We start from the raw sequence: 14,962 nt of genomic DNA, 5'->3' as shown, positions 1-14,962 counted from the left end.
CGTTTTTTTACATTCATCTTACAAAATAAATTGCTACATGATAGTCAATACAGAATTAGAAAGTAAAGGAAACTTATTTCCGTCCAAAATCATAGATTTTAAGAAAGACGTTGATACGTTGTATTTCACTACCAAAAATGATGTAGTGCTTCAGCTTACAGTATTACGTGATAGTGTATTGCGTTTTAGATATTCAACAACTGGGAAGTTCGAAAATGACTTCTCTTATGCTATTACCAAATATGCCAGTACAGGCTATAATCATCTTGATATTGATGATACTAATGAATTTTATAAGATCACAACCTCTAAATTAATTTGCCACGTTAATAAACGTAACCTTAAGGTGACGTTATTTGATGCAAAAGATGGTTTAGAAATCAATCAAGATGAAATTGGATTCCACTGGGAAGAGAGCTATGAATATGGAGGAGATATTGTCAAAATGAGCAAACGCTCCCATGATGGTGAAAGTTATTTTGGTTTAGGTGATAAACCCAATCATCTTAATTTAAAAGGGAAACGCTATGAGAATTGGGTCACTGATTCATATGCCTACGGAAAAGAAACAGATCCAATTTATAAGGCCATTCCTTTTTATACGGGATTACACCACAATAGAGCTTATGGTATTTTCTTTGATAATTCGTTTCGTTCGTTTTTTGATTTTGCACACGAACGTCGTAATGTGACTAGTTTTTGGGCTCAAGGCGGAGAGATGAATTATTATTTTATCTACGGACCTAAAATGACAGAAGTCGTTGAGAGCTATACAGACTTGACTGGGAAACCACACTTATTACCACCTTTATGGGCGTTAGGGTTTCATCAATGTAAATGGAGTTACTATCCAGAGAGCAAGGTCAAAGATATAACTTCTACATTCCGAAAGTTGAAAATCCCTTGTGATGCTATTTATTTAGATATAGATTACATGGAGGGTTTTAGGTGTTTTACATGGAATAAAGATTATTTTCCTGATCCTAAACGCATGGTAAAAGAGTTGGCTGATGATGGATTTAAGACCGTAGTTATAATTGATCCAGGAATTAAAATAGATAAAGATTATTCAGTATTCAAAGAGGCGCTAGATAAGGATTACTTCTGTAAACGTGCAGATGGGCCTTACATGAAGGGTAAAGTATGGCCAGGAGATTGTTATTTCCCAGATTTTACTAAACCAGAAGTAAGAGACTGGTGGTCAGGATTGTTTAAGGAACTTATAGAAGACATTGGAGTAAAAGGGGTTTGGAACGATATGAATGAGCCTGCTGTTATGGAAGTTCCTAATAAAACATTTCCAGATGATGTACGTCACGATTACGATGGAAATCCTTGCAGTCATAGAAAAGCACATAATATATACGGAATGCAAATGGCTCGAGCGACCTATCAAGGTTTAAAAAAGTTTGCCTACCCAAAGCGACCTTTCGTGATTACTCGTGCAGCATATTCTGGTACTCAACGCTATACATCCACATGGACAGGTGATAATGTGGCGACATGGGAACATTTATGGATAGCAAATGTACAAGCGCAACGTATGGCAATGTCTGGATTTAGTTTTGCAGGAAGTGACATTGGAGGATTTGCAGAGCAACCTCAAGGCGAATTATTTACACGTTGGATTCAACTAGGAATCTTTCATCCGTTTTTTAGAGTTCATTCTTCGGGAGATCATGGAGATCAAGAACCTTGGGCTTTTGATACAGATGTAACAGATATTGTACGGAAGTTTATTGAAATACGTTACGAATTACTTCCTTATTTATATACTGCATTTTGGAATTATGTCGAAGATGGTACACCATTGCTAAAATCGCTTGTACTATACGATCAAGAAGATGTGCATACACATTATAGAACAGATGAGTTTGTTTTTGGAAATCAAATCTTGGCATGTCCAGTTTTAGAGCCTAATGCTAAGGGACGTCGTATGTATATTCCTAGAGGCAATTGGTATGACTTTTGGACCGATGCTGTTGTAAAAGGAGGCAAGGAGATGTGGGTTGATGCAGATATTGATAGTATGCCAATCTATATTAAAGAAGGCGCTATTATTCCGAAGTACCCAAAACAACAATATGTTGGTGAAAAAAAGATCGATTCTGTTATTTTGGACGTATATTATAAAAAGGGAAAGGAGCGGTCACAGTTGTTTGATGATGCTCATGATGGCTATGATTATACTAAAGGGCGTTACAGTTTGCGTAGTTTTAAGCTTTTAGGAAAGTCTAACGAGCTAATTATTCAGCAACATAAAGAAGGAAAATTTAATGCTAAATACAAAACCTTCGAACTTAGAATTCATGGTTTGCCTTTTGAAATTAAAGAAATCCAATTGGATAATGTAATAGTTCCTTTAGATCATGTAAAAACAAATGGTGTTTCTAATATGATTATAGATAAGGAGTTTACAGAGTTGCATTTTATAGGAGAATAATTTTTTTGTGCTTAAATGTGACAAAATTCTATTGTTTTGTGTCAAAATAAATAGAATCATTTTGTAAATTTAGCTTACACTTAAAACCCATTAACAATGCGTATAAAAAATAACATAGTTCTCATAGGTACAATAGCTCTATTTCTATCGTGCACAACAAATCCTTTTACAGGAAAAAAGACGTTAGCATTAGTACCAAATTCCCAATTATTCCCGACTGCTTTTGCACAGTATAATCAATTTTTAACCGAAAATAACGTTGTTACAGGTACGGCCGATGCCGACATGATAAAGCGAGTGGGTCAGCGTATTGCTGTAGCTGCCGAACGTTGGTTAAATGCCAATGGACATCAAGGTTATTTAGATGACTATAAATGGGAATACAATTTAGTAAATGATAAAACGGTGAACGCTTGGTGTATGCCTGGTGGTAAAATAGTATTCTATACGGGAATCTTGCCTATAGCACAAAACGAAACAGGAATTGCTGCAATTATGGGGCATGAGGTAGCTCATGCGCTAGCAAATCATGGTCAACAGCGTATGAGTGCAGGAATGTTGCAACAGCTAGGCGCTGTAGCAGGAAATGTCGCAATTAAAGACGAGCAAACACGTAACATATTTAATCAAGCCTATGGTGTTGGAAGCACAGTAGGAGTAATGCTACCTTTTAGCAGGAGTCATGAAACACAATCTGATGAAATTGGATTGTATTTAATGGCAATAGCAGGTTATAATCCAGAAGAAGCTGCCGAATTATGGAAACGTATGAAAGCAAATAGTGGAGGACAAGCTCCGCCAGAGTTCTTGAGTACACATCCGTCTAATGACACCAGAATCAGTAATTTACAGCAATGGGCTCCAAAGGCTAAAGCTGAAGCAAAAAAGTTTGGAGTGGATTCATTTAGACCTTTAGGTAACTTTTAATTGTAAAGATTAAAAATTATAGTAATTTAGAAGCTGTCCACTAAAGGGCAGCTTTTAACTTAACTATATGGCAAACCTAGAAAAAGGCAGTAAAAAACTGCTTAATGCTTGGGCATTTTATGATTGGGCTAATTCTGTTTATACGCTTACCATTGCGTCATCAATATTTCCAATATTTTATTCTGCTTTATTTGTTTCACAAGTAGAGAAAACTGTTCCAGCCTTTGGAATGGTCTTTAAAAGTACTGCGCTCATCACTTATGTGACTGCATTTACTTTTTTGGTAGTAGCATTTACATCACCTATACTTTCGGGTATTGCTGATTATGTGGGAAATAAAAAGAGTTTTATGAAATTCTTCTGCTATGTTGGTGGCATTGGGTGTATTGGCCTCTATTATTTTAGTCTAGATCATATTCATTTAAGTTTATTATTTTATTTCATGGGATTGATTGGATATTGGGGTAGTCTAGTATTCTATAATTCTTATTTACCAGATATTGCTTATCCCGAACAACAAGATAGTATAAGTGCTAAAGGTTTTAGTTTAGGTTATATAGGGAGTGTGATTTTATTGCTTCTAAACCTCGCTATGGTAATGAAACCTAGCTGGTTTGGCTTTGATGTTGGTACAACTCAGGAGGATAAAGATTTGGCTTCACTTGAGGCTATGCGTGTTGCATTTATCACTGTTGGTTTATGGTGGATTCTCTTTAGTCAATATACCTTTTACATCCTACCAAAGGGTGTCTCTAATGGTCATAAGGTGACAAAGGCTGTCGTGTTTAATGGTCTAAAAGAATTGAAGCTGGTTTGGAATCAACTTAAACAAAACCTACGTTTAAAACGCTATCTCGTCGCCTTTTTCGTATTTAGTATGGCCGTACAAACTATTATGTTAGTAGCAGTCTACTTCGGAGAAGAAGAAATTTTATGGGGCGATTCTGATGCTAAAACACAAGGATTGATTGTAAGTATCTTAGTCATTCAATTAGTTGCTGTTCTAGGTGCTATCTTAACATCAAGAGCATCATCCAAATTTGGAAATATTAAAACACTAATCGTCATCAACTTTATATGGATGTCACTTTGTGTTTATGCCTATTTCATGAAAACACCTGTACAGTTTTACATAGCTGCTTCCTTAGTTGGTTTAGTGATGGGAGGAATTCAAGCATTGGCGCGTTCAACTTATTCTAAATTTTTACCGGAAACAGATGATACGACATCTTATTTCAGTTTTTACGATGTTGCCGAAAAAATAGGAATCGTTATAGGTATGGTCATTTTTGCTACCATAGATCAAATAACAGGAAGTATGCGTAATGCAATCTTGTTTTTATTCATTTTCTTTTTTGTAGGAATAGTTTTATTGTATAGAGTACCTAAGGAAAGTAAATAATTACTATGTTTGTTAAAACTAAATCAATTTATAATGAAAAAACTTAGCTTTCTTTTTGCCTTATTTATATTACTTACAGCATTTACTTGTGAAGATGAACCGTTAGAAGGGGACTTTCAAAATGAGAATTCAAACAACAATGCGACATTAGTTGGAACATGGTCTTTAATTGAGTTTAATGCAGACATTACTTCGGAATCAAGTTTTGGAGGTATAGACTTTGTTGTTGATTTTACAGCTGAAATGGTTGAGGCAGATTATGAATTAGTTTTTGCAGAATCTGATTATACGGTTTCTGGAGATTATGAATTACAAGTATCAACAACGTTTGAAGGTGAAACAACAAGTTATTCAGATGCCTATACCAATGTGAATGGTTCTGGAACTTATTCTACTAACGGAAATATTATGACTGTAGATGGTTCATTTATTGAATTTGATTTTGAAGATATGCCAATGGAAGTTGATCAAGGCGAACAAATGGCAGAGTTTTCTTTAAGTGCAGATGGGCAAACATTAACTTTTTTCCAAGATATTGTACAGACTGAAAATGGAGGAGGAGCTAACGTTACAGTGTCAACCGTAGCAACTTCGGTTTGGCAAAAAGTTGAATAGAGAATAAACCCAAAATTAGTAAATAGACCAGAGGAGACTCTGGTCTTTTTGTTTTATTGAGCGCCTAAAAACCTATTATGCAATAAATTAGTATGTTTGTATAAACCCAATTTAGTTTATTATGAAAAAAATTCTGACGATCTTAACCTGCATAGCTATCTTAAGTTTTGTATCCTGTGAAGATGAAGCCTTAGAAGGAGACTTTGTTCAAGGTGGATTGACTTGTGAAACAGCTACTGCCAATACAGCTCAAGCTGCTTTAAATTTTTTAGGTGTAAATGTTGATAATTATACACAATTATGTATTGCTTATCGCAACGCTCTTGAAGCACAAATACAAGCTTGTGGAGACGACGACGGAACGCTCCAGGCTCTAGTTGATACGCTTGGCGATTGTACAAATGATGTTGAACCTACTGAAGTTGAAGGAACATGGTTGCTAACGGCATGGATTGGTGAAGAACCTATTGATTTAAATAATGATGACACTGAGAGTGCTAACTTTTTAGATGAAATGGATTGCTATAATAATGAAACTATTGTCTTTAGTAATGATGGAACTGGAACAGTGATGAGTACGTCATATGCCGAATTCACTTTTGAAATTGTTGTTGGTACAACAGATGAATATAATTATACCATAGAATGTATTGATGAAATAGAAAATACAGATATAACTTGGACGCAGTCTGGAAATACAGTCTCAATTACTGATGTTTTCGGAACTACAGATTGGACCTTAAACGGTAACGAATTATCTATTACAATTCCAGATGGTTTTAGTTCGTCAAATGAAGATGGAAGTATCATTATAACTCAGGATTTAACCTTTGTTTACACAAAACAATAAATAACTATCTAACCACAAAAAAAAAGCCACTGGTAAGTAATTACGAGTGGCTTTTTAATTAGATGTGATAAGTTTAATTCTCTATACTTCCAGAACCAGATACTTTAGTGTCAGAATTTGTTGGATTTCCTCTGTACTCGATATCTCCAGAACCCGTAACTCGTGCCTTAAACTTTCCGTTACAAACCACTTCAGCATCACCAGATCCTGTTACTGAAACATCTGTGTTTGTTGATTTTAGGTTAAAACCGTGAAAGTCACCAGAACCAGTAACACCAGCTCTTAAATCGGTAGTAGCTCCTTTTAACGTTAGATCACCAGATCCTGTTACTTTTCCTGATACACTTCTCGTTTGTACGTCTAAAACAACATCTCCTGAACCCGATAATGATACTTCGAGATTATCTGATGTAATTCGATCTTCATTCCATAAATCTCCTGAACCTGATAATGATACTTTATCAAGGTCTTTAAATGGGATGGTGACCTTTATGGTTTTATTTCTGCTCGGACTTATATTTTTGCCTTTTTTTGTCTTGATGTGTAAACTTCCATTTTTAACTTCGGTTACCACGTATTCTAAAAGATTTGATTCGCCTTCTAATGTAATTTGACCTTCGGTTCCTGCAACGAGGATATAATCAAAACTCCCTGCACATTTAACGGTGTCATAATCTGAAGTTGATCTCGTAACTGTAGTCATATTTCCGTTACCTTTTATTTTCTTCCATTGCGCTTGAGAAACTGTAAAGCTTAACAAAGCAGCTATTAATATTATTGAATGTTTCATTGTCCTAAATTTTATTGTGTGTTATTATGTTATTTTCTTTTGAATGTTACGCTGCCATACTCAGATTTGATTCTAATCATGTTTCCGCTATTGGCATTTCCTCGGTAACCTTGGTAATATTTATCTGATGATTCGATACGTCTCTTGGTAAATTCGAAAGCATCTGTATCACGTAACGACGCATATTCTAAATCAATGTCAAAACTAAATTGATACCCAGAATCATAACCAATTGTAATCCCATTGTAATCTGATTCGATGTCAATATTTCCTGCATTTGCAGCCATCTTTTCTATTTTAATCGATCCATAATCGGCCTTAATACCAACATTTTTATAAATCGTTCCCAATCTTAAGGTCAAATAATCACCATTACCTACAACATTGTTAGCGTTATCGACTTTTAAAGTGCCATAGTCGCAGTTGTAATTAATGTTTTCTGCTATCTCGATTTCAGATTTTGTATAGTCTGCATTAATATCTAAGGTTTTTGTTTTTCCAACCGTATAACTACTGTAATCTGCATTGATTTTTCCACTATCAATAAATTCAAAGTAACAGTTATTCGTGTAATCGAAAGAGATAGAGTTATTACTCGCCATTAATTCTTTAGTGGTAATTTTTCCATAGTCACAGTTAATTGTTGCACGCCCTTCAAGTTTATCGAGATCAATACTTCCGTAGTCATTGTTTAGATCTACACTATTCGTTATTGGCATTTTAATAATGTAGTTGATTTCCATGTTTACATTATTATTTTTACCCCAATTCCATATAGATTTTGACTTATTCTTACTAAACAGTGTTTTTGCCGATACCATAGAACTTGATGCATTAAACTCTACGTCGATGTTGTCTAGTTTTTTCTGAACTTTCTCAAGGTTGTTACCATTGGTTTTTATTTTTACTTCAAAAGTAATGGTAGAGCCTTCATAGGTGGTAATATTAATATTTCCGTAGCTATTATTAACTTTTAATGTGGCATCAGAGCTTACTGAAAATTCCTTTTTTATGGTTTTTTCCTTAGTGTGTTTGCCATTCCATTTATCGTGTGCTCCATTTGCACATGATATTGAAGGAATTAAAATAAAAGCAAAAATTAGCTTATATAGTAGTTGTGTTTTCATTTTGGTTGTTTTTAAAATTTTTGACTTCTTCAATGTGTTCTAAAACGGTTTTTAATACGTTTATTCTATTTTGAAAATTGGTAATCATTGCATAAATAACGCGTTGATCATTACCACTTTCGGTTAAATCTATTTTAAGTGATTCGTATTCACCTTCGAGAATCTTTAGTTCTCTCATTGCTGAATAAATCATTTGCTCAGTTTCTGGAGTACGCTCGGCTTCCAACAGTGTTATTTCTTGCTCGATAGCAGCAGTAAAAAAGGATTGTGTTTGTGATAATTCTGGAGATACACTCGCTAAATCCATTAATTCTGGTTCTTGTTGTTGCATCATAGTAAATACACTAAAGCATAATATTAGGGATGCTGCAACCGCCAAAAACGGTTTCCAGTAAGTTCGTTTCTTAGATTCACTTAAAACAACAGGGTTATTTTGCTGCTTAAGTTTGTCCAAAAACCTATTCTCATGACCAGAGTTTGGCATTTCGGTATCGAAGCCGCCTTCTAGTGATTTGAATAATTCATTTATAGTATCTTTTTTCATAAGCCTTACTTATAGTCTATGTTTAGACTGTCATTACTTAATAGTGTGCTAAAGGTTCAAGTTTTTTTCTTAAGCTGTCTTTTGCACGTGAGATCATTGTTCTACAATTTGCAGATGAAATATTCATAATTTCACAAATCTCATCATAATCATAACCTTCGATTAAATGGAGCGTTAAGCTCATACGATAATTATCTTTAAGCGTTTTCATTGTCTCCAGAACTAGATTCGCTTTAAGAGTATTAAATTTATAATCTTCAGTTATTCCTGAGCAGTCTTCAATTTTATATAACACATCATCTAAAGGCAAATCTTGATATTTACTATTTTTCTTGTAATGATGTATACTGTTATTGATTACAATTCGTTTTAACCATGAACCAAATGTTTTAATCTCTTTAAGACTATCCAACTTTGTGAAAGCGGTTAAAAATGAATCTTGCATGATGTCTTCAGCTTCAAAATTGTCTTTTACAATTCTGTGTGCTGTGTTATACATCGCTTTGTAATACCTATTATAGACTTCCATTTGCGCATGTTGGTTGCCCGATTTACAAAGCTGCAATAACTGCTCTATATTTTGATTGGTTAGTGTCAAAAAACAAATGCTTTAATGTAAAGATGAAAGTGCATTATGTTTGTTACACTTTTAGTAAAAAAAGTTTTTAATCTGAAAACGTGTAATGGCATAACTATTGAAATTATATAAAGGTATATAATTGCTTCGACATTGTAAACGATTGATTTTCAAAATGTTTAGCAATTATTTGAATAATTATAAATCTATAGTTTTGTTGTTTTTAATGACAGAATGACTAAAAAAATAATATGGCAAAGTCTAAATTTTTAAAGCTTGACAGTTTGTCATTTCAGGATTTTGATGAAAACTCAGAATTAATTCCTTTAATGACACCTGAAGATGAAGCAGAAATAAATAACGAACTCCTCCCCGAATCATTACCTATTTTACCATTGCGTAATACCGTTTTGTTTCCTGGTGTGGTGATTCCAATTACAGCTGGTAGAGATAAATCTATTAAGCTTATAAATGATGCTAATAATGGCAGTAAGGTTATTGGTGTTGTATCTCAAAAAGATGAAACGGTAGAAGATCCTTCTGCTAAAGATATTTTCAAAAAAGGAACGGTTGCCCGTATTTTGAAAGTTCTTAAAATGCCTGATGGTAATACAACAATTATTATTCAGGGCAAAAAGCGTTTTGAAATTCAAGATGTGGTTGCAGAGCAACCCTATTTAACTGCTACTGTAAAAGATGTTCCTGAAGCAAAACCTGCAATCGATAATGAAGAGTTTACCGCAATCATTGATTCTATAAAGGATATGTCGTTACAAATTATAAAGGACAGTCCAAATATTCCGACAGAAGCGTCTTTTGCGATTAAAAATATTGAAAGCAACTCATTTTTGGTGAATTTTGTATCGTCTAATATGAATCTTTCTGTAAAAGAAAAGCAACAATTATTAGAGATTAACGATCTTAAAGAGCGTGCACTTACCACTTTAAAGTACATGAATACTGAGCTTCAAAAATTGGAGCTTAAAAATGATATTCAGTCTAAGGTTCAAAGTGATATGAACCAACAACAACGTGAGTATTTCTTGCATCAGCAAATGAAAACCATTCAGGAAGAACTTGGAGGTGGTGTGTCTTCAGGAGAAGAGATTGAAGATATGCGACAACGTGCAAAGACTAAAAAATGGGATGATAAAGTTTCCGAACATTTTGACAAAGAATTAGCCAAAATGCAGCGTATGAATCCGCAAGTTGCAGAATACTCCATACAACGTAATTACCTTGACCTGTTCTTAGATTTACCTTGGAACGAGTTTAGCGAAGATAAGTTTGATCTAAAACGCGCTATGAAGATTTTAGATCGTGACCATTATGGTCTAGATGATGTAAAGAAGCGTATCATTGAGTATCTAGCTGTTCTAAAATTGCGTAATGATATGAAGTCACCAATTCTTTGTTTGTACGGACCTCCAGGTGTTGGTAAAACATCTTTAGGGAAATCAATTGCCGAAGCTTTAGGTAGAGAATATGTGCGTATGTCTTTAGGTGGTTTACGTGATGAAGCTGAAATTCGCGGACATAGAAAAACCTACATTGGTGCTATGCCTGGACGAATTATTCAAAGTTTGAAAAAAGCTGGTACATCCAACCCTGTTTTTGTTTTAGATGAAATTGATAAATTATCTAATACACATCAAGGTGATCCTTCTTCTGCGTTACTAGAAGTTTTAGATCCTGAGCAAAACAGCGAATTCTATGATAATTTCCTAGAAATGGGATTTGATTTGTCTAAAGTGATGTTCATCGCAACGTCTAATAGTTTGAATACAATTCAGCCTGCGTTAAGAGACCGTATGGAAATTATTAATGTGACTGGATATACTATTGAAGAAAAAGTAGAAATAGGTAAGCGTCACTTATTACCTAAACAATTAAAAGAACATGGTTTATCTGATAAACACCTCAAAGTAGCTAAACCACAACTGGAAAAAGTTGTTGAAGGATATACCCGAGAATCTGGTGTTAGAGGATTAGAAAAACAAATCGCCAAATTAGTGCGTCACGCAGCTAAGAATATTGCGATGGAGGAAGACTATAACCTTAAAGTTACTAATGAAGATGTGATAGAGGTTTTAGGTGCACCTAGACTTGAGCGCGATAAATATGAAAATAATAATGTTGCTGGTGTTGTTACAGGATTGGCATGGACAAGAGTAGGAGGAGATATTTTATTTATTGAATCGATATTGTCTAAAGGCAAAGGGAATTTGACCATTACTGGTAACTTAGGAAAGGTGATGAAGGAGTCGGCGACCATTGCCATGGAATACATTAAGGCAAATGCAGATGAATTTGGAATTGATTCTGATGTTTTTGGAAAATACAATGTGCATATTCATGTCCCTGAAGGAGCAACTCCAAAAGATGGTCCAAGTGCAGGTGTGACTATGTTAACTTCTTTAGTATCTTTGTTTACACAGCGCAAAGTCAAAAATAGTTTGGCAATGACTGGTGAGATTACTTTAAGAGGTAAAGTATTGCCAGTTGGTGGTATCAAAGAAAAAATATTAGCTGCTAAACGTGCAAGAATTAAAGAGATTTTGTTATGTGAAGATAACAAGCGTGATATAGATGAGATTAAGCCAGAATATTTGAAAGGACTTACGTTTCATTATGTTAAGGACATGAGTGATGTCTTAAAGCTTGCACTAACAAATCAAAAAGTTAAAAATGCTAAAAAGCTTTAAATTAATAGTATTAGTCTTAGTGTTAACAGCTTCAAGTTTTGGGGCTGTTGCACAAACTAACACTTATAAAGATGTACTTCTCAACGGAAAGCCAGCAAAACTCAATATAAAAACAGGAGAAATAATTTTAGTAGAGGCATCATCTATAAAAGCCAAAGACAGTATAGTAGGTAAAACAGAAATACAAGCTAATCTAATTACTAATACACCCAACACTAATAAAAACGATAGTACATTAGTGATCGTAACAAATAGGCCAGATACATTAACAAACTATTTTAAAAAGAAAAATACATTAGCTACTACAACTACAGATTCATTACAGACTAAATCCATTCCTGAACAGCTAGAGCCAAAACTATCAGAAAAAGCAAAAAAGGCAACCACTTTGGTTTATGATATTTCTCAACCAGTTACCACAGAAACTAATGATTCTAATTATCATACAGTAAAAAAAGGAGAGACCTTATACGCGTTATCTAAACGTTACAATACGAGCTTAGATGAACTCAAGCGTGCCAATAATTTAGATACAACACTTATAAAAATAGGGCAAGAGTTAAGAGTAAGAAACTTCGAAGACCTTTATAATTCAGACGTTTGGATTGTAGTAAAGGGAGACACACTATATAGCATTGCAAAAAAAACGAATACTACAGTTGCAGGAATAAAAGCTTTAAATGGTTTAACAAGTAACTTGATTAAAATTGGACAAAAACTTCAATTAAAATAGAATTCGTCCCTTTAAAAAAAATAAAATACACATATAGTCGTTTTAAGATAGATTTAGTTACTTTGCACACTTATATGCTAAAGAAAATTGCCACTATTTTTTGTCTATTCTTGACAACAACTTTTTATGCCCAAGTTGGTGGTGAGTCTACATACCAATTTCTTAACTTAATAGCATCACCAAGGCAAGCTGCTTTGGGTGGAAAAGTGATTACTAACTATGATTATGATGTTACAGGAGGTTTGTTTAATCCAGCGACTATCAATTCGGAAATGGATAACCAACTTGCGATTAACTATTCAAGTTATTTAGGTGGTATAAGCTATGGTTCGGCAGCATATGCTTATACATGGGATAGACATGTGCAAACGTTACATGTTGGAATGACCTATATCAACTACGGAAGTTTTGAAGGATATGACCTTAATGGTGTTTCTACAGGATCATTCACAGGCAATGAAGCGGCACTTTCTGCAGGTTATGCTTATCAAATTCCGTTTACGGATTTTTATTTAGGTGCTAACTTAAAATTAATCACTTCCAAATTAGAACAATATAATTCTATTGGTGTAGCTACAGATCTAGGAGCAATGTATATTAATGAACGTCTAGAGTTTCAAATGGCATTAGTAGTTAGAAATCTTGGTACTCAAATAGTAACCTATGCTGGTCAAAATGAAAAACTCCCATTAGAAATTAATTTGGGATTGTCACAAACTTTAGAAAATATGCCATTACGTTGGCATTTAACTTTTGAGAACTTACAAGCTTGGCCAATTCGATTTTCTAATCCTGCAAGAGCTACAACAGACTTAGATGGTAATCAAACTCAAGAAAAGGTTGGTTTTTTAGGCGAATTGTTGCGTCATACCATTATAGGTGCAGAATTGTTTCCAGACAAAGGTTTCAATATAAGAATGGCATATAACTTTAGACGAGCTGAAGAATTACGTATCTTAGAACAACGAAATTTTTCAGGATTATCATTTGGTGTAGGTATTAAACTTAATAAAACACGATTTAGTTATACACATGCTAGATACTCTGGCGCAAGTAATGCCAATTTCTTTGGTGTACAAATAGATTTAAGATAATGACCAAAATTACCATTGCAATTGACGGATTTTCATCTACAGGGAAAAGTACTGTGGCCAAACGATTAGCTAAAGCATTAGGTTATGTATATGTAGATTCAGGAGCAATGTATCGCGCAGTCACATTATATACGATGCAAAATGGATTTATCGAAAGTGATTGTTTTGATGTTGAAGGTCTTATTTCTCAATTGGAGCATATCGAAATTAGTTTTAAACTCAATGAAGACTTAGGGTTTGCTGAGGTATATCTAAATGGAGAGAATGTTGAAAAAGAAATTAGAACACTTGAAGTCTCCCAGTTTGTGAGTCAGGTATCTACCATATCAGAAGTACGAGAGCAGTTGGTTAAGCAACAGCAAAGTTTTGGAAAAGATAAAGGTGTGGTCATGGATGGTCGTGATATTGGCACTGTAGTATTTCCAGAAGCCGAATTAAAATTATTCATGACAGCTTCCGCAGAAAAAAGAGCTCAACGTCGTTATGATGAACTTCTGGAAAGGGGAGATGATGTCTGTTACGAAGAGGTTTTAGCAAATGTACAGTCTCGAGATCATATAGATTCTACAAGAGAAGATTCGCCTTTAACCATGGCAGAAGATGCAATTGAGGTTGATAATTCTAATATGACTTTAGACGAACAATTTGAATTTATAGTGTCACTTGCGAAAGACAAAATAAATTCACTTCATAAAAAAAAGCGACACTAGGTCGCTTTTACTTTTTTAATCTACCACTTTTATAAATTTGGTATAATTAATTCTTGATCTGGATGAATTAAATCAGGATTCTTTAAGATGTCATTGTTTGCAGCAAAAATATCTTTGTATTTCATTGCATCACCATAATAGTGCTTAGCAATCTTTCCTAATGTTTCTCCACTTTTCACTGTGTGTCTTGCATAAACAGACGTGTCTGCTACTTGAATATCTGCCATAATATCGCTTGGGTTATCACCACCAGCGGCTTTTATTGCATCCCATAAAAGATTCTTTTCGTATTGAGTTTTTGCAGTTCCTGTTACTTTTAATACGCCATTCTCTTCTTTTACATCACCATTTTCGATGTTCAACGATTCTCCTAAGTCTAATACACTTTGGTATTTTGATCTTACCATAATTTTTGTTTTTAATTTAGTGTTAATACTATTGTAAA

At 34.2% G+C, this 14,962-nt stretch carries 14 protein-coding genes; 9 read left to right on the top strand and 5 right to left on the bottom strand.

Features of this window, described 5'->3' with window-relative positions:
• Positions 1–37 precede the first annotated feature (37 nt).
• From KWG70_RS09050 to KWG70_RS09030, 5 genes are all read left to right on the top strand, one after another.
• On the top strand, positions 38–2,443 hold the full coding sequence (locus KWG70_RS09050) for a glycoside hydrolase family 31 protein (RefSeq protein ID WP_230935695.1): 2,406 nt from the start codon (positions 38–40) through the stop codon (positions 2,441–2,443).
• 96 nt (positions 2,444–2,539) lie between these two features.
• Positions 2,540–3,370 carry a M48 family metallopeptidase gene (locus KWG70_RS09045; protein WP_230935694.1) on the top strand — a complete coding sequence of 277 codons (831 nt, stop codon included), beginning with the start codon at positions 2,540–2,542 and terminating at the stop codon, positions 3,368–3,370.
• A 67-nt stretch (positions 3,371–3,437) separates the two neighbouring features.
• Positions 3,438–4,772 carry an MFS transporter gene (locus KWG70_RS09040; protein ID WP_230935693.1) on the top strand — a complete coding sequence of 445 codons (1,335 nt, stop codon included), beginning with the start codon at positions 3,438–3,440 and terminating at the stop codon, positions 4,770–4,772.
• 33 nt (positions 4,773–4,805) lie between these two features.
• The gene (locus tag KWG70_RS09035) at positions 4,806–5,387 is read left to right on the top strand and encodes a hypothetical protein (protein ID WP_230935692.1); all 582 of its coding nucleotides are present in this window, start codon (positions 4,806–4,808) and stop codon (positions 5,385–5,387) included.
• Between the two features lie 121 nt (positions 5,388–5,508).
• Positions 5,509–6,237, top strand: coding sequence for a hypothetical protein (locus KWG70_RS09030; protein ID WP_230935691.1), 729 nt, complete (start codon positions 5,509–5,511; stop codon positions 6,235–6,237).
• Between the two features lie 73 nt (positions 6,238–6,310).
• Here KWG70_RS09030 and KWG70_RS09025 read toward each other — a convergent pair whose 3' ends face one another.
• The 4 genes from KWG70_RS09025 to KWG70_RS09010 are packed head-to-tail and all read right to left on the bottom strand — an operon-like array spanning position 6,311 to position 9,296.
• Complete coding sequence (locus KWG70_RS09025; RefSeq protein WP_230935690.1) at positions 6,311–7,027, bottom strand: head GIN domain-containing protein; 717 nt, start codon at positions 7,025–7,027, stop codon at positions 6,311–6,313.
• A gap of 29 nt (positions 7,028–7,056) precedes the next feature.
• Entirely contained in the window at positions 7,057–8,154 is a 1,098-nt protein-coding gene (locus KWG70_RS09020) for a hypothetical protein (protein WP_230935689.1), read from the bottom strand.
• Positions 8,132–8,698: a hypothetical protein gene (locus KWG70_RS09015; RefSeq protein ID WP_230935688.1), complete on the bottom strand. Its 567-nt coding sequence runs from the start codon at positions 8,696–8,698 to the stop codon at positions 8,132–8,134. The genes KWG70_RS09020 and KWG70_RS09015 overlap by 23 nt, the downstream gene beginning before the upstream one ends.
• A 37-nt stretch (positions 8,699–8,735) precedes the next feature.
• On the bottom strand, positions 8,736–9,296 hold the full coding sequence (locus KWG70_RS09010) for an RNA polymerase sigma factor (RefSeq protein ID WP_230935687.1): 561 nt from the start codon (positions 9,294–9,296) through the stop codon (positions 8,736–8,738).
• Positions 9,297–9,526: 230 nt separating this feature from the next.
• Between KWG70_RS09010 and lon the strand changes: the two genes are divergently transcribed.
• From lon to cmk, 4 genes are all read left to right on the top strand, one after another.
• On the top strand, positions 9,527–11,980 hold the full coding sequence (lon, locus tag KWG70_RS09005; RefSeq protein ID WP_230935686.1) for an endopeptidase La: 2,454 nt from the start codon (positions 9,527–9,529) through the stop codon (positions 11,978–11,980).
• On the top strand, positions 11,964–12,713 hold the full coding sequence (locus KWG70_RS09000; protein ID WP_230935685.1) for a lytic transglycosylase: 750 nt from the start codon (positions 11,964–11,966) through the stop codon (positions 12,711–12,713). Before lon ends, KWG70_RS09000 begins: the two co-directional genes overlap by 17 nt.
• 74 nt (positions 12,714–12,787) lie before the next feature.
• Positions 12,788–13,807: a type IX secretion system protein PorQ gene (porQ, locus tag KWG70_RS08995; RefSeq protein WP_230935684.1), complete on the top strand. Its 1,020-nt coding sequence runs from the start codon at positions 12,788–12,790 to the stop codon at positions 13,805–13,807.
• Complete coding sequence (gene cmk, locus KWG70_RS08990) at positions 13,807–14,517, top strand: (d)CMP kinase (protein ID WP_230935683.1); 711 nt, start codon at positions 13,807–13,809, stop codon at positions 14,515–14,517. Before porQ ends, cmk begins: the two co-directional genes overlap by 1 nt.
• A gap of 29 nt (positions 14,518–14,546) precedes the next feature.
• On the opposite strand, the gene KWG70_RS08985 is transcribed toward cmk, so the two are convergent.
• Positions 14,547–14,924 carry a LysM peptidoglycan-binding domain-containing protein gene (locus KWG70_RS08985; RefSeq protein WP_230935682.1) on the bottom strand — a complete coding sequence of 126 codons (378 nt, stop codon included), beginning with the start codon at positions 14,922–14,924 and terminating at the stop codon, positions 14,547–14,549.
• Positions 14,925–14,962: the final 38 nt, after the last annotated feature.

The organism is Psychroserpens luteolus, from assembly GCF_021032705.1.
GTDB lineage: Bacteria > Bacteroidota > Bacteroidia > Flavobacteriales > Flavobacteriaceae > Psychroserpens > Psychroserpens luteolus.
This window is presented reverse-complemented; position numbering and strand designations above follow the sequence as displayed.